18 protein-coding genes are annotated in these 19,842 nt (G+C 38.9%); 10 read left to right on the forward strand and 8 right to left on the reverse strand.

What is annotated here, in order from left to right:
- Positions 1-6 precede the first annotated feature (6 nt).
- A complete protein-coding gene (locus FNW07_RS03360; RefSeq protein ID WP_126744065.1) occupies positions 7-366 on the forward strand; it encodes a DUF4296 domain-containing protein in 360 nt (119 codons plus the stop codon).
- Here the strand turns inward: FNW07_RS03360 and FNW07_RS03365 are convergent.
- On the reverse strand, positions 363-1,373 hold the full coding sequence (locus FNW07_RS03365; RefSeq protein WP_126744066.1) for an NAD-dependent epimerase/dehydratase family protein: 1,011 nt from the start codon (positions 1,371-1,373) through the stop codon (positions 363-365). The two genes, FNW07_RS03360 and FNW07_RS03365, sit on opposite strands and share 4 nt — an antisense overlap.
- Positions 1,374-1,496: 123 nt before the next feature.
- On the opposite strand from FNW07_RS03365, the gene tyrS reads away from it, so the two are divergent.
- Entirely contained in the window at positions 1,497-2,792 is a 1,296-nt protein-coding gene (gene tyrS, locus FNW07_RS03370) for a tyrosine--tRNA ligase (protein ID WP_126744067.1), read from the forward strand.
- A 58-nt stretch (positions 2,793-2,850) separates the two neighbouring features.
- On the opposite strand, the gene FNW07_RS03375 is transcribed toward tyrS, so the two are convergent.
- From FNW07_RS03375 to FNW07_RS03405, 7 genes are all read right to left on the reverse strand, one after another.
- Entirely contained in the window at positions 2,851-3,516 is a 666-nt protein-coding gene (locus tag FNW07_RS03375) for a hypothetical protein (protein ID WP_126744068.1), read from the reverse strand.
- A gap of 105 nt (positions 3,517-3,621) precedes the next feature.
- On the reverse strand, positions 3,622-4,602 hold the full coding sequence (locus FNW07_RS03380) for an acyl transferase (RefSeq protein WP_126744069.1): 981 nt from the start codon (positions 4,600-4,602) through the stop codon (positions 3,622-3,624).
- An 82-nt stretch (positions 4,603-4,684) separates the two neighbouring features.
- Entirely contained in the window at positions 4,685-5,674 is a 990-nt protein-coding gene (locus FNW07_RS03385; RefSeq protein WP_126744070.1) for a T9SS type A sorting domain-containing protein, read from the reverse strand.
- A gap of 107 nt (positions 5,675-5,781) precedes the next feature.
- Positions 5,782-6,117 (reverse strand): T9SS type A sorting domain-containing protein, encoded by a 336-nt coding sequence (locus tag FNW07_RS03390; RefSeq protein ID WP_126744071.1) that lies wholly within the window; start codon positions 6,115-6,117, stop codon positions 5,782-5,784.
- Positions 6,118-6,218: 101 nt separating this feature from the next.
- On the reverse strand, positions 6,219-7,394 hold the full coding sequence (locus tag FNW07_RS03395) for a hypothetical protein (RefSeq protein ID WP_126744072.1): 1,176 nt from the start codon (positions 7,392-7,394) through the stop codon (positions 6,219-6,221).
- A gap of 287 nt (positions 7,395-7,681) precedes the next feature.
- Positions 7,682-8,881, reverse strand: coding sequence for a hypothetical protein (locus tag FNW07_RS03400; protein WP_126744073.1), 1,200 nt, complete (start codon positions 8,879-8,881; stop codon positions 7,682-7,684).
- 177 nt (positions 8,882-9,058) lie between these two features.
- On the reverse strand, positions 9,059-11,656 hold the full coding sequence (locus FNW07_RS03405) for a TonB-dependent receptor domain-containing protein (protein ID WP_126744074.1): 2,598 nt from the start codon (positions 11,654-11,656) through the stop codon (positions 9,059-9,061).
- Positions 11,657-11,870: 214 nt separating this feature from the next.
- Between FNW07_RS03405 and FNW07_RS03410 the strand changes: the two genes are divergently transcribed.
- From FNW07_RS03410 to phoU, 8 genes are all read left to right on the forward strand, one after another.
- A complete protein-coding gene (locus tag FNW07_RS03410; protein WP_126744075.1) occupies positions 11,871-12,554 on the forward strand; it encodes a response regulator transcription factor in 684 nt (227 codons plus the stop codon).
- Positions 12,555-13,595, forward strand: a complete 1,041-nt coding sequence (locus FNW07_RS03415; protein ID WP_126744076.1) for a cell wall metabolism sensor histidine kinase WalK — start codon at positions 12,555-12,557, stop codon at positions 13,593-13,595.
- A 235-nt stretch (positions 13,596-13,830) separates the two neighbouring features.
- Positions 13,831-15,144, forward strand: a complete 1,314-nt coding sequence (locus FNW07_RS03420) for a porin (RefSeq protein ID WP_126744077.1) — start codon at positions 13,831-13,833, stop codon at positions 15,142-15,144.
- Positions 15,145-15,170: 26 nt separating this feature from the next.
- Positions 15,171-16,004 carry a PstS family phosphate ABC transporter substrate-binding protein gene (locus tag FNW07_RS03425; protein WP_126744078.1) on the forward strand — a complete coding sequence of 278 codons (834 nt, stop codon included), beginning with the start codon at positions 15,171-15,173 and terminating at the stop codon, positions 16,002-16,004.
- A gap of 84 nt (positions 16,005-16,088) precedes the next feature.
- Positions 16,089-17,342 (forward strand): phosphate ABC transporter permease subunit PstC, encoded by a 1,254-nt coding sequence (gene pstC / locus FNW07_RS03430; protein WP_126744079.1) that lies wholly within the window; start codon positions 16,089-16,091, stop codon positions 17,340-17,342.
- 2 nt (positions 17,343-17,344) lie between these two features.
- Positions 17,345-18,289 carry a phosphate ABC transporter permease PstA gene (pstA, locus tag FNW07_RS03435; protein ID WP_126744080.1) on the forward strand — a complete coding sequence of 315 codons (945 nt, stop codon included), beginning with the start codon at positions 17,345-17,347 and terminating at the stop codon, positions 18,287-18,289.
- A 40-nt stretch (positions 18,290-18,329) separates the two neighbouring features.
- Complete coding sequence (gene pstB / locus FNW07_RS03440) at positions 18,330-19,103, forward strand: phosphate ABC transporter ATP-binding protein PstB (protein WP_255512720.1); 774 nt, start codon at positions 18,330-18,332, stop codon at positions 19,101-19,103.
- 40 nt (positions 19,104-19,143) lie between these two features.
- Positions 19,144-19,809 (forward strand): phosphate signaling complex protein PhoU, encoded by a 666-nt coding sequence (gene phoU / locus FNW07_RS03445; protein ID WP_126744081.1) that lies wholly within the window; start codon positions 19,144-19,146, stop codon positions 19,807-19,809.
- Positions 19,810-19,842 lie beyond the last annotated feature (33 nt).

A 19,842-nucleotide genomic window follows, 5' to 3' on the forward strand; every position in this document is an offset into this window, starting at 1 on the left:
CGAATCATGAAAAAACTTATAACCTTAATTATACTCTTTTCTTTTTTTGCCGGCTGTCAGAAATCAGCGGTTGAAAAACCAGACAACCTTATTGAAGAGGATGTAATGGTGGATATTATTTACGATTTGGCCATTCTCGACGCGATAAAATCACAAAATCCGGCTTCTTTGGATGCACACGGGATTAATCCAAACGAGTATATTTACAAGAAGTATAAGATCGACAGTCTTCAGTTTGCTCAAAATGACCGTTACTATGCTACCGATATTAAGAAGTACAAGAAAATATACGATGAGGTAGGGAGAAGAATGGAGGAACAATTGGGTAATCCTAATAAAAAATCCGACGAGCAAATTGTACGTTAATATTTTTGGGATTGTGTTTGCAAAACAATAACTTTTGGGATATAGGTTTTTATCTCCTGGAAGGGAAATCTAAAAATCTTCTTTGCTTTTTCATTGGAGTATAAAACTGAGGCATGTGATGCTCTAGCGGTATCTTTTGAAAATTTTGTTTTTTGCCCAAAAACATTCGATAGCAGCCAATCCACTCTCCAGGCGAGTTCCGTCAGCCAAAACGGAGCGTATAACCGAGGTCTTTTTACTTTCAACCCATCGGCAATGGTATTAAGGGTTTCTCTAAAAGGGATATTCTCGGAGATAACAATAAATCGGTCGCCATTGATTTCACTTTTCATCAATTGCACTAAAAACGCCACTACATCTGAAACTGCCACAAATCCGGTAGAACCGTCGGTGTAGAAAGGCAATCCTTTGGCTACAGCCCTAAAAACTTCACCACTCCCATTATCCCAAAAGCCCGGACCAAGAATTACCCCCGGATTAATTACGCCAACCTGAAGGCCTTCTTGTTGTCCGCGCCAAATTTCCATTTCAGCGCCATACTTGGAAATGGCATAATCACTATGGGGTTTCTCCGGATTCCATTCGGTTTCTTCATTGACAATGTTTTCGGATTCTTTCAAATCGCCTAAGGCCGCAATGGAACTAACAAAACACAGTTTTTTTATGTTATGAACAAGCGAAAAATTGACAATGTTTGCCGTTCCTTCGATGTTAATTTTTCGGAGATTTATCTCGTCTTTTGGATCAAAGGAAATCAATGCGGCACAATGATAGACATAATCAATGTTGTCAAATGTCCGTTCTAATGACGGCACATCAGTAATATCGGCCTGAATCCATTCGATTTTTTCAAACAGATTTTCTTTTTTATAAAGTTGAAAAAGAGATTTTATTTTGCTCAGCGATGCGGGGTTTCTGTAAATAGCACGAACCGATTCCCCATTCTCAATCAGATGAAGTGCTAAATGCGAACCGACCAAACCTGTAGCGCCTGTGATTAAAACCATAGAGACAAAGATAAATAGTTTGTTGGATTTTTAGAGGGTTCCATTTTCAAATTATGCAATTAAAACTATCTTTGTGCGCACAAGGTCAAAAAGACCGACTGACGAAAGTAAATTGAAATTGAAATGGAAAATATAGTTGAAGAATTACAATGGCGTGGGCTGGTTCATGATATTATGCCGGGAACGGAAGAACAATTATTGAAAGAAATGACCACGACATATATTGGGTTTGACCCGACCTCTGATTCCCTGCATATAGGAAATTTGGTTCCGATTTTACTTTTGGTCCATTTGGATAAATTTGGACACAAACCGATTGCCCTTGTAGGAGGAGCTACCGGTATGATTGGCGATCCGTCCGGAAAATCAGATGAACGAAATTTATTGGATGAAGCCACTTTGGATAAAAATGTAGCGGGAATTAAACGTGTATTATCCCGTTTTCTGGATTTTAATTCCACGGCAAAAAATGCTCCGATTTTAGTTAACAACTATGATTGGATGAAAACATTCACCTTTATTGATTTTGCCAGAGAAGTTGGAAAAAGAATCACGGTAAATTATATGATGGCCAAGGATTCCGTGAAAAAACGTTTGTCCAGTGATGGCGAAGGGATGTCTTTCACTGAATTTACGTATCAGCTGATTCAGGGATACGATTTTTACCATTTGCACAAGCATTACAACTGCCTGCTTCAGATGGGTGGTTCCGATCAATGGGGGAATATTACCACCGGGACAGAACTGGTGCGCCGGATGAATCATGAAGGTGCCAAAGCATACGCGATGACATGTCCATTAATCACCAAAGCGGATGGGTCTAAATTCGGGAAATCGGAAAGTGGAAACATCTGGCTGGATGCCGATAAAACTTCAGTATACAAATTTTACCAATTTTGGGTCAATTCCACCGATGTCGATGCTGAAAAATACATCAGAATTTTTACGTTTTTAGATAAAGAAACAATAGACGCCTTGATTGCTGAGCACCACGAGGCACCACATTTAAGAGTTTTGCAAAAAAGATTAGCCCAAGAGCTGACCACATTTGTACATTCCAAAGTAGAATTGGAAAAAGCGATAAAAGCATCTACGATTTTATTTGGAAATGCGACGGCTGATGATTTGAAACAACTGGATGAGATCACTTTCCTGGAAGTTTTTGAAGGAGTTCCGCAAGCAGAAATATCCAGAGGCGATTTGGAAAATGAAATTGATATAGTTGCTGTACTGAATGAAAAAACAGGTTTCTTTAAATCAAACGGGGAAGCTCGACGCGCTTTGACCGCCAATTCTATTTCGGTTAATAAAGAGAAAGTGATTGAAGATTTTAAACTTTCAGCGACGGATTTAATCAACAACCAATTTGTATTATTGCAAAGCGGCAAGAAAAATTATTTTGTAGTAAGAGTGGTTTAGGTTTTTAGACTATAATTTATAATAACAGCTCCGTCGGAGGTATTTCTGATGGAGCTTTTTATTTAAAATCGATTTCCATTTTGTTGGAAGTGAAAACGCCCTGAATGAAGTTTTTGTCGGCTGTAACTTTTTCAAATTCCTCGGGAAGAAGCCTTTCCTTATACTGATCCCTTAAAAGGACAAGATAAAGTTCGATGCTGAAAACAGACTTTTCATCCAAATAATGTTCATACCCATCTTGCTTATAATATCGGGTTTTGTCCCAATAAAAGAGCTGTGAAATGGTTTTAATTTCTTTTGGTTTCAAGGTGTAAATATTTTCCATAGGAGAAGGTGGGCTTGTGATGGCCATCCCCTCTTCAAAATCCGTATTATTCAGATCAAGGGAATCGGTATTGATGTGCAATTTTTCTTTGAAAAAGTTTTTCATGGCCAACTTTCTTTCCTTTTCATCTTTAATATTGGAAAAGTCCGGAATTTCAATGGTATTGTTCGTCAAAGAATTATTTAAAATACCACTAACAGCAACGATATCATTGTTTTGATACAACTTAAATAACGGTGATGTGCCCATGGAGCCGTAATGGGCTGGTATTAGTTGCTTTGGATTCAGAAAACAAGAGATTTCCCTGTCGGTCAAATTTTCAATATGGTACGTAATCGTATATTTTCTTGCGCCTGAAATAGTGTCTTTAGAAACAATCGAATCAATTTTAATGTCCAAGGGTTTATTTTGTGCAAAAATTGAAAGAGAATAGAGGAAAAAAATAGAATATATATAGCGCATAGAAATAGTGTTGTAAGAACTAACGTATAATAATCTAATTTATTACAGCACCATCAAATTGCAGCCGCGAATATCGGAATTGTCAAAACGGCCCAATACTTCGAAAGAATTGTTGGAATATTTTTTACCTAAATCCTGTGTCGCAATAAAAGAGCAAGAATTGATATTAGCTAAATCAATGACGTTGATGCCGCCTGTTTTTTCGGTTTCTTCATACGTCAGCGCATCTTCGGTATCACGGATCAGGATGTGCATCCAGGACGGACATTCAAAAACCCCATTTCCCAGTGAATAAGCCTGTGATAACAATTCTGTCATTCCGTACTCGGAGTGAATTGACGGCACTCCAAAGCCGGTGCAAAGTTGGTGGTGTAGTTCTTCGCGGATCATTTCTTTCCGTCGCCCTTTCATGCCGCCGGTTTCCATAATGATAGTATTTTTTAATTGGAATTGCTGCTTTTCGATTAAGTCGAGTAAAGCGTATGTAACTCCAATCAGGATTACATTTTGTCCGGAAGCGTCAAGGCTGGTTAGTTTCGCTGTCAGTTCGTCATGATTGTGTAAATAGAATCCACTGTCGGCATTGTTGGATAGCTGAATTAAGTCCTCGACCATATAGATTAACGAAGAACCTTCTCGCTCAAGATAGGAAGGTAACAGAGCCAAAATCGCATAGTCCTCGATGTTGCCATAGAATTGCGAAAAACCGCTTCGGTAACTTTGCTCGTATAAAGAAATATCGGTAACCAAATGTTTGCTGGTTATCATCCCGGTTGTTCCGCTGCTAATGAAAGTGGCCTGAACGGGTTTAGAATTAGAAGTGACAGCGTGGCTTTTAAAAAACTGAATTGGAAGAAACGGGATTTGTTGTAAAGATTTCACTTCCTGTTTGTCGATATTCAAATATTGGCAGAATTCATTATAAACAGCATTGTTTTCATATTGAAAACGAAACACTTTGAGTGCTGTTTTTTCAAATTGCTTGTGATTAGAAATGCTGAATATGTCGGAAGCTGTAATCAAGAATTATTTTTTACAAAAGTAATTAAATAAAAAAAACTCCAACTTTTCAATTGGAGTTTTTAAAATATTATAAAGAAATTAATTATCGGATAACTAATTTTCTTGTAGCTGTTTTTCCTTCTTCAGTTACTTTAACAATATAGATTCCATTGTTTAAGTTTCCTACGTTGATTGAGTTTCCAGAAGTTGCAGTGCTTAGAACTTGTTTTCCTAAAACATTATAAACAACCACTTTCTTTTCTGCATTGGCATTAGTGTCAATGTACAAAGTTCCGTTAGATACAGGATTTGGATAGATGTTCAAACCTGCTATAGCATTTTGTTGAACTCCTAAAACTGCACTCGTTACATAAGCCCATGTACCTCCAAGTCTAACATTGTCATATTCTACATTTCCAGTACCGGTTGCAGCCGTACCACCTTGTCTTAGAATAATGCTTGCAATTTGTGTAGGCGCAGCAGTTGTTCCTGTAACATTTGTGATATTGGCAGCTGTCTCAGCACCACCTAAAGCTGGATTTACCCATAAACTGGCAGTATTTGTCGCTATATCATATTTGGTAACTACGAATAGTGGGGTCCCAACTGGATAATCTGTTGGTAGATAAGATGGACTAACTGTTCCTCCGCTATTATTTAATATACCTATATTGAAGGTGTTGGCAACAGTTCCTGTTCGGAAATACAATCTTGACGGTAATGTACCAGCAGTCGCGCCTGCTGTTGAACCCATTGATAACGAATAGTCACCTATCGCTGCACTAGGGTGTAAGCCAGTTGTATTAGGTACATTCACAATAACTGAATAGTAAGCTACTCCTGTCAATGTTGAGGATGATGCTAAATTAACATCTTCCGTGTTTCCAGCGATTAATGCAACCTTGTTTCCGGTTGTTGTCATTCCTGGATATGTTATAGAACCAGGTGCGATTGTAAGTTGACCAGGTGTAGCACCACTATGCGTTACCCATCCATTAGCATTTAAAGAACCTGTTCCTAAAAAAGGATCAGTAACTTGTCCGAAAGATACGGTGGCAATCGTTAAGAATAATAAAGTGTAAAGTTTTTTCATTTTTCTAAATTTATATGAATTGGGAACAAAGATAAGTACTATTTTTCTTTGTGGGAATAAATCAATGTAAAAAAATCATTAAATCAGCAAAGAACGTATTTTTTCAACTACTTGATAATTAGTTTTCTAGTGGATGTAGCGTCACTTTCCTTAATTTTTATAATATATACCCCCGGAGAAAGTGCCGAAACATTCAACTCTCTTGAGTTCAAAACCGTTTGAAGAACTTTTTTCCCTAAAACATCGAAAATGGTAATTTCCTTGTCCAAGGAAGATTTTGAAGTAATGTATATTTTCCCATTGCTCACAGGATTTGGGTAGAAACTCAAACCCTCGATTGGGGCATCCTCATTTTTCAATTGCATTTTACTGTCCTGCGCAGCAACACTGAACGAAGACAACAAAACCAATAAGATTACAATATAAAAGTAGTTTTTTGTCATGGGTGTTGATTAGTTTGTAAAGATACAAAAAACAAATAGCATGCCAAAAAAAACATCCCGTTTTAACAGGATGTCTTTTTGATTGGATACCTGTTATTTTTTTAGAACCCTGCCGTCCAACCCGTGGACCATGCTGGCGCATTTGCTCCATTACCCGCGCCTGTGGCAAGGGCAGATTCGGTGAATACGGCACTCACATTTGCATCCGTTCCTGCAGTGGTTGTCCCTTTGGATTGCGTTAATACATCAATAAAATTCACGTTCGTAGCCTTCAAAAGAGTGCCTACGAAACTGATGGTAGCATCGTCTTCGACATTAAATCCCTGTTTCCAGCCGCTTAAAACCACATTTGAGAATTGGGCCTTTGTTCCTGTTCTCAGCTTAAATCCCTGGTTATCGGAATAGATTACCGGATCGGCGCCACTTCCCGGGCCCACTAAAGTGATGTTGGTAATTGTAGGATTTGAAATAGGGGTATTGGTGAATCCCAGTTCGTAATTATCCCCTTCAATTCCTCTGTTGCCTTTGCCGTACGCAATTTTTGCATACCAGTTCGTATGCGTTCCGGCGAATCCTTCCGCCCAGTCAAATTGATCATCCTGATTGCCTAGTGCGACGAGATAGGAGGTATTCACGGTTCCGCCGAAGAAGCCAAATCCATCATCAGCGCCGCGGAATGCCTCCACATATTCAAATGTAGTTCCGGATCCCACACCAAACAATGAAACGCCATCGGATTTTTTTCCACTGAAATCTGCTCCCGCATATTCCACTCGTAAATATCGTATGGAACCTGAATTGTCGCTGGCAATAGCTCCGCCGTAAGTTAGATTGCCCACTTCGGATGAGGCTGTTCCGCTTCCGCCGGAAGTCCGGTTAATGGGTGCCTTTCCGCAAATCACCAATCCGCCCCAGTCTCCGGAATTTTTTACGGATAATCCACTGGTCATAACCACTGGATCAACCGCAGTTCCGTTTACATTTATTTTTCCTCCTTGCGCCACCGCTATATAGGAAGAAGTTCCCATGCCTTCAATCATTGTTCCGGCGGGAATTGTTAATGTAGCGCCGGTGTTTACCTGCAGTTTACCGGTTAACTTGTAGACAGTCCCTGCGTTAAGGATTACTTCTCCTTCGGTAATGGTTCCTTTGAAGTTATTTGCATCAAGTACAAATGGATTAATGGTCGTGCCGCCACCGTCACTTGATGAACAGCCAGTAATCAAAGTTGTCAATAAGACAGAAATCCCAAATAATTTTACAATCGAATTTTTCATAGTTGTTTTATAAATTAGGGTTAATTTTTAATGTACAAATGAAAACCAGGTCTTATCAGACCATGAAGAATTAAGATTGTCTGCATGTTAAACCGTGCTTTAACCTTTTTTATATGCAATTATATTGGGGGAATAATTACACAACGGGTTAAAATTCAATATATTGAATGTGCAAAAAGACAATCAATATCAAATATAGCGAAAAATTATTTATCTCTTAAAAAAATCATAACAAAAAAAACATCCTGAAATTAACAGGATGTTTTTAGTGGTGTAATTGTTACTTTTTAGAATCCTACTGACCAGCCAGTAGACCATGTTGGTGCGCTTACTCCGTTGCCCGCTCCAGTTGCGGTTGCAGATTCGGAGAAAATTGAAGATACATCAGCAGTTACTCCTGTTGTTGCCGGGGCTACCGCAGTTGTTGTTCCTTTTGATTTTGTAGTCACATCCGCTATGAAATTCACATTTGTAGCTTTTAGAGCGGTTCCAATAAAGCTGATAGTTTCATCATGCTCCACATTAAAACCTTGTTTCCAGCTGCTTAAAACCACATTAGAAAACATTCCTTTTGTTCCTCTTCTCAATTTGAAAGCGTTGTTTTCCAAGTAAATAGTTGCGTCTGCAATACCTCCAGGTCCTACCAATGTCAAGTTAGTGATTGTAGGGTTTGAAACTGGTGTATTACTATATCCTAATTCGAAGTTATCTGCTTCAATTCCTCTATTTCCTTTTCCGAAAGCAATTTTTCCATACCAGTTAGTGTTAGTTCCATTCCATCCTTCAGTCCAGTCAAATTGATCGTCTTCGTTACCAATGGCGATTAAGTTTGAAGTGTTTACGGTTCCTCCGAAGAATTCGAATCCGTCATCTGCTCCGTGAAAAGCCTGAACATATTCAAATGTAGTTCCGGAACCCACTCCAAATAAAGATACTCCGTTGAATTCTTTTTCACTGTTGAAAGCTGCTCCGGCATATTCGATTCTCAAATAACGAATAACTCCCGAGTTGTCATTAGCAGTAGTTCCACCATAAGACAAATCAGCTACTTCTGATTGTGCAGTACCCAAACCTCCGGTTACACGGTTGATAGGTGCTTTTCCGCAGATTACCAATCCACCCCAGTCTCCTGCATTTTTAGTTGCCAGACCGCTGGTCATTACAACCGGATTAGTTGCTGTACCATTTACGTTTATTTTTCCTCCTTGAGCTACTGCAATATAAGCTGCAGTACCACCGATACCTTGAATAACTGTTCCTGCAGGGATAGTTAATGTCGCGCCGTTGTTTATTTGTAATTTCCCGGTTAATTTGTAGATAGTCGCAGCATTCAACACTACCTCTCCGTCGTTTATAGTTCCTTTAAAGTTATTTGCATCAACAACAAATGATGATGAAGGGCCGTTGTCATCGCTGGACGAACAGCTGGTAAGTAAACTTGCCGATAGGACAAAAATTCCGAATAATTTTACAATTGATTTTTTCATGGTTGTTTAAAAATTTAATAGTTAATTTCTTTGATGCAAAGATGGGACAGCCTTCTATTTTGGAGGTTAAGTGAATGTGATTGTTAGTTTAAGAAAAGAAGGAGTAATCATTAATTTAATGTTTCGAATGTTAATTTAATTTCCAATAAAAAAGAGCGGTAAAAACCGCCCTTAATTCTAGAATTGATAGTTGATGTTTAAACTGAGTGTCAGTCCTTTTTTATAAGACAGCACATTGACATCTCCGGAACTGTTTTCCTGAACCCGTTCAATGACAGGATCTAAGATGTTTTTGACTACAAGGCCCAAACCGAGATTTTTGGTCAGCTTTGATTTGGTGATAAAATCCAGAGAGCCAAATGCCTTATCGACTAGGTTACCCTTTCCGTCGGTTCCGATAGCGTTGACACGATCTGAAAAATAACTATAGGCCAATGTGGTGGTCAGATTACTTTGTTTGTTGTTCCATTCATTGAAGAAAGTAAGATCGGCATTCAGCAATAAATCGGATGCGCCGGTAAAACGGCTTTTTTCATTGGTAAAAGCCACCTGGTAATCGGTTTCTTCCTTTACTTTTTCAGCATCAAGGCTTTGGTCGCTGTACAAATAGGAAGCATTGATGCCGGTCGATAATTTTTTCGCTTTCGCTTCGTCTGATTGGAAAAGTATTTTTCGGTATTCGATTTCAGCTCCGGCCACATAACCAAAATCCCCGGTGTTGATGAAGGAAACGTCATTGGAAGAAGAAGAAATGGTCACTTCATTCATTGGGTTTTGAATGTATTTTCCAAAAGCGGTCAATGAAATCAGCTCTTCACTTTTAGGAAACATTTCCCATTTGATATCCAAATTATAATTATCGGATTCATATAAATACGGATTACCCACTTTTACCTGCAATACTTCTTCGTAAACGAATAAGGCTCTTTCCTTGAATTGTGGTAATGTATAGGTTTTGCTGAATCCAAAACGTAAATTTTGTTTTTCGGTCAACTCGTATTTCATAATTAAACTGGGTAAGAAGGCGAATTTTTTTAATTCATCTTCACCACCTGCAGGGTCCAGCTGTGTATTCCATTTTACTTTTTGATATATAGATTCTCCTCTCAGACCCAAAATCGTTGTCAGTTTATCGGATTTATATTCAGTAGTGACGAAAGCAGCATGGATGGTCTGGTCACCATTAAACGTTTGCGGATCTAATGCATTAGTAACCTGTGAATTTCCTCGGAATGTAGCGATGGTAAAATAACCATTACTGAAATTTTCCTGATTATAAAATAAATCTAGGTTATCCGGGTCAACCACCGTATTGGTATATCCAAAACTTGACTTGAAGTTGAATTGCGTCGCCTCAAAATCCCGGGCCTTAATTTTTCCACTGTAACCAAAAGTTATTTTTCCTTGGAATTCACCTTCGTCTTTTTTATTGAATTTATAATCAAAAGAGGTATTAGCCGCTATTTCATTTTCTTTCAGGCTTTGAAAATAACGGTGATTGTTGGGCGCAGATATACTTGAAAGGATGTAACCATTGGTTTCTTTCCTAAAGGTATTCTGGGTTCTGTCCGGCAAGTCACCTTTTATAGTGTTGTATGAAATCCCCCAATTTAATTTAGAACGATCATTCAGCTTATGGTCTCCCAATAACTGATTTACCCACAAACTATTTTTTTCATAGGTCGAACGACGGATTAATCCGTTGCCGTCATCGGCAATATCGGCAATGTATCCCGTAAATTCTTCTTTCGATTGTGATGACGTGTTGATGAAAACACTATTGAAATTAATTTTATTGGCCTTGATTTTATAGCCCACATTCGCCATTGCGGTACTATTGGTGTTGTAATTAAAAGAGGTGTATTTTTCAAAATTTTTATTTGCTACACCACTTCCATTTACGTTGCTTTTCGCTGTTCCGTCACTTTTCGAAGTATATTCATTTCCAAATGCCGCTGTTGCGAAAAGGCTCAGCTTTCCTTCAGATCCTACCTGAAATGATTCTCCGCCCGAAATTCCCAAAGAAGTCCCAATCGGATCTTTAGTGTCCAATTGCAAGGTGTTGAAATTGTATTGTGTTAATCCATTGCTGGGGATAGAAATGTTCGTGAATCCAGAACTGCTTGGCCGTTTTTGCAGCGAGAAGTCATCTTCGTTCATAGCATTGGTATTTATTTTTGAACCCACTTCCAGTTTCATAAAACCATTCCCTTTATAGTCTTTCGAAACGATATCTACATTCCCTCCGGCAAAATCACCATAAAGCCTGCTGTTGTAAACTTTGTCAATACCCACATATTCCAAAATATCGGTAGAGAATATTTCGAGGTTAAGGTTTTTCTTTTCTGGGTCATTCGAAGGTATTGGAAGACCATTCATGGTTGTGGAATTATAACGGTCACCAAGTCCACGAACAAAAATATTTCCGGAACCTTCCTGTTTGGTAATCCCGGTGGTTTTGGTTACAGCAGTTGCCACATCACTAACTCCTTTTCGTGACAACTCCTGGGCCCCAATACTTTGTTTTATTTCGACAGCCTGTTGTTGGTCCAGCAATAATACGCTCTCCTTTTCCCTGCTTTTAACCGATTTAACGACAACGTTTTCAAGATGCTCGCCATCTGATACAATGGTGTCTTTCGCTTCGGTTGATATAACAGGTATGACTCCGCTGATCGAATCTTTATCCTGAATTGTTACGGATGCTGTACTTGTATTTTGCGCCATCGCAACAGAACAGATAAATAACGTGATGAATAATAGTCTGAATTTCATTTGAGGTAGTGTTTTATTTTTTGCAAAATAACGACGGGTCTGTAAAGATGGAGTTACTTGCCGATTACGATTTGGTTTTGTAATTATTACCAAATTGTTACTACATTAAATTACCGTTAAGGCGTTTTATCGTTTTGTTTTATCTTTACATTTACATCGCAATTAGAACCTTATTTAAAATAGTTTCGTGAGATAACACACAACTTTGCAGATTATGAAAAAGAAAGAAATAAAGATTTTATTGGTCGATGATGAAGCTGATATTTTAGAGATTGTAGGATATAATCTTTCGCAGGAAGGTTATCAGATTGTGACCGCTACAAATGGTAAAGAGGCTGTTGCCAAAGCAAAAAAGGAATTACCTCACCTGATTATTATGGATGTGATGATGCCGGAAATGGACGGAATGGAAGCCTGTGAAAACATCCGTAAAATCCCTGAACTTAGCCAGGTTATCATTACCTTTTTGACGGCCAGAAGTGAAGATTATTCACAGGTTGCAGGCTTTGATGCCGGAGCCGATGATTATATTACCAAGCCCATCAAGCCCAAGTTGTTGGTCAGTAAAGTCAAAGCACTGTTACGTAGATTGAAGGATGAGGAAAAGAATTCGGAGACATTGAACGTAGGCGGAATCGAAATCAATCGGGAAGAATATAAAATTATAAAGGACAATCTTGAAATTATTCTCCCGAGAAAAGAATTTGAATTGTTTTATCTTTTGGCTTCCAAGCCCGGAAAAGTTTTCAAGAGAGAAGAAATTCTCGATAAGGTTTGGGGTAATGATGTTGTAGTCGGCGGAAGAACTATCGATGTTCACATCCGCAAATTAAGAGAAAAAATTGGAGAGGATTTATTCAGAACCATTAAAGGTGTAGGGTATAAGTTTGAAGTATAAATTGTGATTATTTTTAAACGGACATATCGTTTTGCTGTCATGTCAGCGCTATTCATCTCCCTGTTCTCTACGGGGCTGGTGGGGTTACTAACGACCGTGTTTTTTACTTTTTCTCCAAGGTTCTGTTTTGTTTTTGGTATCTCGATTGCGCTTTTTTCGTTTTTTGTGATACAATATCGGGTAGAGCGATTTATCTATAAGAAAGTAAAAAAAATATACGATGATGTTTCCTTATTAGAGTCCAGTACTTTCAGGAGCCAATCCATCACTACCGACATGGCGACGCTTACCCGCGAAGTGAAAAAGTTTGCTACCGATAAAAAACTCGAAATCGAAACCCTGAAAGTGCGTGAGGAATACCGACGTGAATTTTTAGGAAATGTTTCCCACGAACTCAAAACGCCGCTTTTTACCGTTCAGGGCTATCTGTCCACATTGCTTGACGGTGCTATGAATGATAAGACCATCCGTAAAAAATATCTGGAACGGGCCGAAAAGGGAGTCGAACGCCTCATTTATATCGTACAGGATTTGGATATGATTTCCAAATTGGAAATTGGAGATCTGAATCTGGAAGTTGCCCAATTTGATATTGTAAAGGTCATCCAGAATGTCTTTGATCTGCTGGAAATGAAAGCTTCTAAAAAGGATATTTTGCTGATGTTCGACATGAAGTACAACAAACCGATTATGGTCGTTGGTGATCAGGACAAAATCCAGCAGGTGGTAATGAACCTTATAGTGAATTCCATCAAATACGGTAAAGTCAAAGGCTCGACCGAAGTGAGTATTGAAGATCTGACCGAAAATAAAGTCATTGTCCGCATCACTGATAATGGGGAAGGAATTGAGAAACAAAATATTCCCCGTCTTTTCGAGCGTTTTTACAGAGTAGATAAAAGCGGAGCCAGAACTGAAGGCGGTTCCGGATTAGGTTTGTCCATCGTAAAGCATATCATTGAAGCCCACGATGAGAAAATATATGTCAACAGTGAATTTGGCGTTGGATCAGAGTTTTCTTTTACTCTTGAAAAGGCATAACAACGTACCAAATTTATATGCGAAGTTAACTTCAGAGTTAATTAATCTTTAAAATAAAACAAATAAACCCACTGTTATCCGAAACTTTGGTGGAATCTAAAAAACTTAGAGTCAGCGAGATGTATTTTTACATAACAATTTCATAACTTTAGCGTCTTAATAATTTAATGCTGATGTAATGTTTAGTTAACATTACGCAAGCATCTTTGCACTGTATAACAAACAACATTTAACTGTGAAAAAAATTGCATCATCACTTCTACTTCTAAGTGCATTTATTAGTCAGGCACAAGATGTTCCTGTTGATTCCTTAAAACAAGGTGTCAGCATTGATTCTTTAAAAGAAGCCATCAATGACCATACGATGAGGTTCGGTTCTTTGGACGAAAGATTGGCTACAATTGAAAGCGATCTTGGTAAATTGACGAAAATTAAAATCTCCGGTTACATACAGGCACAATACGACATGTATGATTTTCAGGATGATAAAGGACCAGTAAGTGGTTCTAATGCGGATGCACCGGTTACTAACTCTTTTTATCTTCGCCGAGCGCGAATTAAATTTACATATGAAGCTTTGGATGGGATAAAATTTGTGCTTCAACCTGAATTTGCGTTTGATAAAGTCAATGTGAAAGATGCGTATGTAGTTTTAAATGACCGTTGGACACAGACGTATTCGTTGTTTGTGGGTCAGTTCAACCGACCGACATATGAGGTTGAATTATCTTCAGGTTTCAGAGAGTTCTTGGAAAGAAGCTTGATGACTCGAACCCTTTATCCAAACGAAAGAGATTTGGGAGCCAAATTGGAAGCTAATTTCGATTTGAAATATGAAATTCCTTTGAAATTGCAATTCGCCATCTTTAACGGGAATTTCGGTTATGGAACCACGGATAAGCAAGTTAGGGATATTGATGGTAACAAAGATGTGATGGCAAGAGCCGTATATTCGATAAAATTACCAAAGCAGGGACTAGGGATTGATATTGGAGGCCATGGTTTTTTCGGTACAACGAAAGTCCTTTCTCAAACCTCTCCTGCAACGGTTTACACTGACGAAAACAACAATCCATTCACCCCATCGGTGGGCGATAGTCTGAAGAAAGACTGGTTCGGCGCGGAGATGCAGGTTTATTACGATATTCTTGGCGGAATGTCCTTAAGGACTGAATATATTGGAGGAACCATATCCGGAACTACAAATCCAGCGCAGAGCAATCCACTTTTTAAGTTTGACAGAGTGAGAAATTTTACAGGATTTTATGCTTCTTTGATAAAAAATGTTGGAAAAAATCATCAGGCAGTAGTACGTTACGATGAGTTTGATCCTAACAATAAACTTAAAGGAGAAGATGCTGGAATGACTGCAGGGGATTTAAAATTCAGTACCTGGACTTTTGGATGGCAGTATTTCTACGATGAAAATGTCAAAGTGGTATTAGGATACACGATGCCAACTAATGAGAAAAGTACTGTTGTTGGAGGAGATTACAAAAGAGATAAAAGAGACAATACATTCTCAATAAGACTACAGGCTAGTTTTTAATAACAAACACAATTAAAAAAAATAAAATGAAAACAAAAAAAATAACAGTAGCAGCAATCTTATTAGTCGTTATGACAGTAGGATTCTCGTTTACCGCTTTAGATAAAATCACGGTTAAAGGTTCAGATACCATGGTGATCCTGTCTCAAAAATGGGCGGAAGTATATATGCAGAAACACCCGGGAACGACCATTCAGGTAACCGGAGGTGGTTCAGGAGTTGGAATTTCAGCATTGATTAACGGTTCTACCGATATCGCAAATTCAAGCCGTCCGATGAAAGCGTCTGAGGTAGCAAAATTAAAAGCAAAATTCAGTACGCTTGGTGTGGAGATCCCTTGCGCAAAGGATGGTATTTCTATCTATCTTAATAAATCAAATGGGGTAAATGAGTTAACCTTAAAGCAATTGGGACAGATTTATTCAGGAAAAATTACGAACTGGAAACAAGTGGGTGGAGTAGATGCGAATATCAAATTATATGGTAGAGAAAGCAGTTCAGGAACGTTTGTTTACTTTAAAGATAATGTTGTAAAATCGGATTTCGCGCCAAGCTGCCAAAGTTTACCAGGAACCGCTGCGATTGTAAATGCAGTAAAAAAAGATAAATTTGGAATTGGCTACGGTGGAGCTGCTTACGCAGAAGGTGTGAAAGACTGTAAAGTGAAGAAAGACGATAAAAGTCCTGCTTATGCTCCTACAGCCGAAACCATCAAAAACAGAACGTACCCAATTTCGAGATACTTGTACATGTATCTTAGAAACCGTCCAACTGGTGCTATGAAAGCTTATATTGATTGGATTCTAAGTGCTGAAGGTCAAAAAATTATTACCGAAGTGGGGTATTTTCCAGTAAAATAACAACACAATAAGTGCTTGTCAAAACCTCTTTATTGTGTAAGGAGGTTTTGATTTTTACAATAATTACCCATCTAATTTAAATAAATGGATCCCAATATTCCACAAAACCAAACTTTTACCCCGGAAAGCCTAAAGAAACAATTCCGTCTCTCTGAATTTTTGGCGGAGAAAATAATATCATCCGTTGCTTTTCTGTCGATAGCAATGATTGTATTGATTTTTGTTTTTGTATTCAAAGAATCGCTGCCGTTATTTAGTTTTGGAAATGATAGCAAAGCTAAAACAGAAACCTTAGTTGATTCGGATTCAGAAGGTCAGCGACCGGAAGCATATGGTACTGAACCAGCTGCTGACAAGCCGGAGACTTATGGATCGGAACCCGTTACGCAGGAAGATTTAAAACCAGAAACGTACGGATCGGAACCGGTTTCACAAAAGGATTTACAGCCGGAAAGTTATGGTGATGCAGCAACAGAGCCTGCCGTAGCCAATGATAAACCTGAGAGCTATGGTGATGTTGTCGCGGAAGTGCCTAACGAAATGCCTGCGGAAGTTGAAGCCAGTAACGATGGTGCGGACAATACTTGGGGATCCTTTTTCTCCACCGAATGGGTACCGGTTTCAGACAATCCTCGATTTGGGTTATTGGCTTTGCTTATCGGAACTTTGAAAGTGACAATAATTGCTATGTTGATTGCCGGACCTATCGCGGTTTTAGCAGCACTTTATACCTCTACCTTTGCCTCCAAAAGAGCTAAAGAAATCATTAAGCCTATAATTGAATTATTGGCCGCATTCCCATCAGTGGTAATTGGTTTCTTCGCCTTAATGGTATTGGCAACTTTTTTCCAGGATGTTTTCGGGTATGAAACCCGATTGAATGCTTTTGTCGGCGGTGTCGCGATGGCATTGGCGGCAATCCCAATTATCTACACGATATCGGAAGATGCGCTTTCAGCAGTTCCTAAAACCTATACCGAAGCCAGTCTTGCCCTGGGCGCCAGTAAATGGCAAACCGCATTCTTTGTGACGTTGCCTGCCGCGATTCCCGGAATTTTTGCCGCGTTGCTCTTGGGTGTCGGAAGGGTTTTTGGTGAAACGATGATTGCACTGATGGCCACCGGAAATGCCGCTTTGATTTCAGCCAATCCGTTTGACAGTGTGCGAACATTCGCCGCAACAATCGGTTCCGAAATGGCAGAAACTGTTTTTGGCGATACCCATTACAGCGTCTTGTTTTTCATTGGTTCATTGTTGTTCATCTTTTCTTTTGGATTGAATGCACTGGCAGAATTTTATGTTAAAGGTAAATTACTCAAGAAATTCCAAGGAAATTAATAATGGAGACAATCATAAACGAAGAGCAAAATACTTTTTTCGCCGAAAAAAATAAATCGGCCGATATTAAAGGAAAATTTATTATTGGAACCACTTTGGCATCGGTTCTTATTATTATTTCGGTGTTGTTTCTGATAATCGGAATTATTATATATGAAGGATGGGATATGTTCTCCTGGGAATTTATCCGTTCCTTTCCAACAGATGGAATGACAAAAGGAGGAATCTTTCCGGCGATTATCGGAACGTTCATCTTAGTGATTGTCATGTCGGTGGCAGCGGTCCCTTTTGGAACCATTACGGCAATTTACCTGACCGAATACGCAAAGGAAAATTCTGTTTTTGCGGCCGCAGTACGGTTCTCGGTACGTACACTTGCTGTAGTACCATCCATTATATTTGGACTTTTTGGACTTGGGTTTTTTATTCAATTCATAGGAAAAGGAGTCGATACTGCTTTTAACGCAGGAGAATTGCATTGGGGACAGCCTAATATTCTGTGGGCAAGTCTTACCATGGCTTTGCTGACGTTACCGGTAGTTATTGTGTCGGTGGAAGAAGCTTTGAAAACAGTGCCTCGAGAGTTGCGTGAAGCCAGTTTGGCCCTCGGCGCTACCAAATGGCAGACTATCAGAAAAGTGGTATTGCCGGGATCCGTATCCGGAATAATGACAGGGACCATTTTGGCTGTCAGCCGGGGTGCCGGAGAAGTGGCTCCAATCTTATTTACCGGAGCTGCTTACTATCTGGCGACTTTACCCGAATCGGTGAGCGATCAATTTATGAATCTGGGGTATCACATTTACATCATGTCGACCCAGTCGTCAGATGTAGAAAAAACAATGCCTATACAGTTTGCGACTACATTAGTGTTATTGATGTTAACCATCTCCTTAAATATCATTGCTGTGGTAATCCGATCCAGAATCAGAAGAAAGAAAGCATAATTATCTTCTGCAAAAAAATTATACAAAAGAACAAGAATAGATGATGAAAGAATTAAAAAAAGATATCAAAATTGAAGTTAAGGATTTGTCGCTGCATTATGGTGAGAAAAAAGCCTTAACAGATATTTCAATGCAAATCCCACGCAATAAAGTGACCGCGTTAATTGGTCCTTCCGGTTGTGGAAAGTCGACTTTTCTAAGAAGTATTAACCGGATGAATGATCTGATTCCGAGTGTTTCCATTACCGGTCAAATGTTGGTGGAAGGTGTTGATATCTACGGTAAAGATGTGGATGTGGTCAATATTCGCAAGAAAATCGGTATGGTTTTTCAAAAATCAAATCCATTTCCAAAATCGATTTACGAGAACATTGCGTATGGCCCGAAAATCAACGGGATGAAAGACAAAACACAATTGGACGAAATTGTCGAGACTTCATTGAGACAAGCCGCCATTTGGGATGAGGTAAAAGACCGCTTGGGTGATTCTGCGATGGGACTCTCAGGAGGACAGCAACAAAGGTTGTGTATCGCAAGAACATTGGCCGTAAGCCCGGATATCATTTTGATGGATGAACCGGCAAGTGCTTTGGACCCTCTTTCCACTGCAAAGATTGAGGAATTGGTACACCAGTTAAAAGAACAATACACGATCATTATCGTAACTCATAATATGCAGCAGGCAGCCAGAACAAGTGATTATACGGCCTTCTTTTATTTGGGGGAGTTGATCGAAATGGACAAAACAAAATCTATATTTACAAAACCATCCAAAAAGCAAACGGAAGATTATATCACAGGAAGATTTGGATAACTTTCAAATTTTCAATCGTTTCATTTATAAGTAAAAGAACATGGCATCACAATTAGAAACAGAATTAGAAAAGCTTAAAGGCGCAATCATAAAAATCAGTAATCTTGCCGAAATCCAGGTTTTTGAAGCGATGAAAGCATTGCTTTCCGAACCTGTAACGGAGAAGAAAGAAGTAAAGAAAACGGAGAATAAAATTGACAAATTAGATGTCAAGATCGAAGATATCTGTCAAAGTGTTTTTGCATTGCAGCAGCCGGTAGCCTCCGATTTGCGGTTCATCATGTCCGCAATGCAGATCAGCAACGAAATCGAAAGAATTGGGGATTTGGCCATCAGTGTTATCAAAAGAGCGAAAAGCATCAATGAAAAGCACGAACTGGTAATCAAATTTGACATCACCGATATTGCCCGGGAAGTAGAAGCCATCACGATCAAAACAGGTCGGTGCTTTCAGATGCTGGATGAAACGGCAATTGGTGAAATTTTCATATTAGATGTAAGCATTAAGGATAAAAGTGCCGATGCAATCCAAAACATTATCCAGGAAATGAAAACCAATTCCAAATCGGTAGTGTCAGGAACCAATTTGGTGATTGTATTGAAACATATCGAAAGAATCGCGGACCATTGTACTAATATTGCGGAGTCAGTTTACTTCATGATCAACGCCAAAATCGTTAAACACGAAAAACTTGGAAAAAAATAAATCCACTTGGGTTGAATACGATTCTGTAACCGG

Origin of the sequence: Flavobacterium sp. GT3R68 (assembly GCF_007109225.1) — a bacterium.
GTDB lineage: Bacteria > Bacteroidota > Bacteroidia > Flavobacteriales > Flavobacteriaceae > Flavobacterium.

Excerpts from the sequence above, each read along its gene's own strand:
- FNW07_RS03360 (WP_126744065.1), top strand. The coding sequence starts at position 7 with ATGAAAAAACTTATAACCTTAATTATACTCTTTTCTTTTTTTGCCGGC.
- FNW07_RS03365 (WP_126744066.1), bottom strand. The coding sequence starts at position 1,373 with ATGGTTTTAATCACAGGCGCTACAGGTTTGGTCGGTTCGCATTTAGCA.
- tyrS (WP_126744067.1), top strand. The coding sequence starts at position 1,497 with ATGGAAAATATAGTTGAAGAATTACAATGGCGTGGGCTGGTTCATGAT.
- FNW07_RS03385 (WP_126744070.1), bottom strand. The coding sequence starts at position 5,674 with ATGAAAAAACTTTACACTTTATTATTCTTAACGATTGCCACCGTATCT.
- FNW07_RS03390 (WP_126744071.1), bottom strand. The coding sequence starts at position 6,117 with ATGACAAAAAACTACTTTTATATTGTAATCTTATTGGTTTTGTTGTCT.
- FNW07_RS03395 (WP_126744072.1), bottom strand. The coding sequence starts at position 7,394 with ATGAAAAATTCGATTGTAAAATTATTTGGGATTTCTGTCTTATTGACA.
- FNW07_RS03400 (WP_126744073.1), bottom strand. The coding sequence starts at position 8,881 with ATGAAAAAATCAATTGTAAAATTATTCGGAATTTTTGTCCTATCGGCA.
- FNW07_RS03405 (WP_126744074.1), bottom strand. The coding sequence starts at position 11,656 with ATGAAATTCAGACTATTATTCATCACGTTATTTATCTGTTCTGTTGCG.
- FNW07_RS03410 (WP_126744075.1), top strand. The coding sequence starts at position 11,871 with ATGAAAAAGAAAGAAATAAAGATTTTATTGGTCGATGATGAAGCTGAT.
- FNW07_RS03425 (WP_126744078.1), top strand. The coding sequence starts at position 15,171 with ATGAAAACAAAAAAAATAACAGTAGCAGCAATCTTATTAGTCGTTATG.
- pstC (WP_126744079.1), top strand. The coding sequence starts at position 16,089 with ATGGATCCCAATATTCCACAAAACCAAACTTTTACCCCGGAAAGCCTA.
- pstA (WP_126744080.1), top strand. The coding sequence starts at position 17,345 with ATGGAGACAATCATAAACGAAGAGCAAAATACTTTTTTCGCCGAAAAA.
- pstB (WP_255512720.1), top strand. The coding sequence starts at position 18,330 with ATGATGAAAGAATTAAAAAAAGATATCAAAATTGAAGTTAAGGATTTG.
- phoU (WP_126744081.1), top strand. The coding sequence starts at position 19,144 with ATGGCATCACAATTAGAAACAGAATTAGAAAAGCTTAAAGGCGCAATC.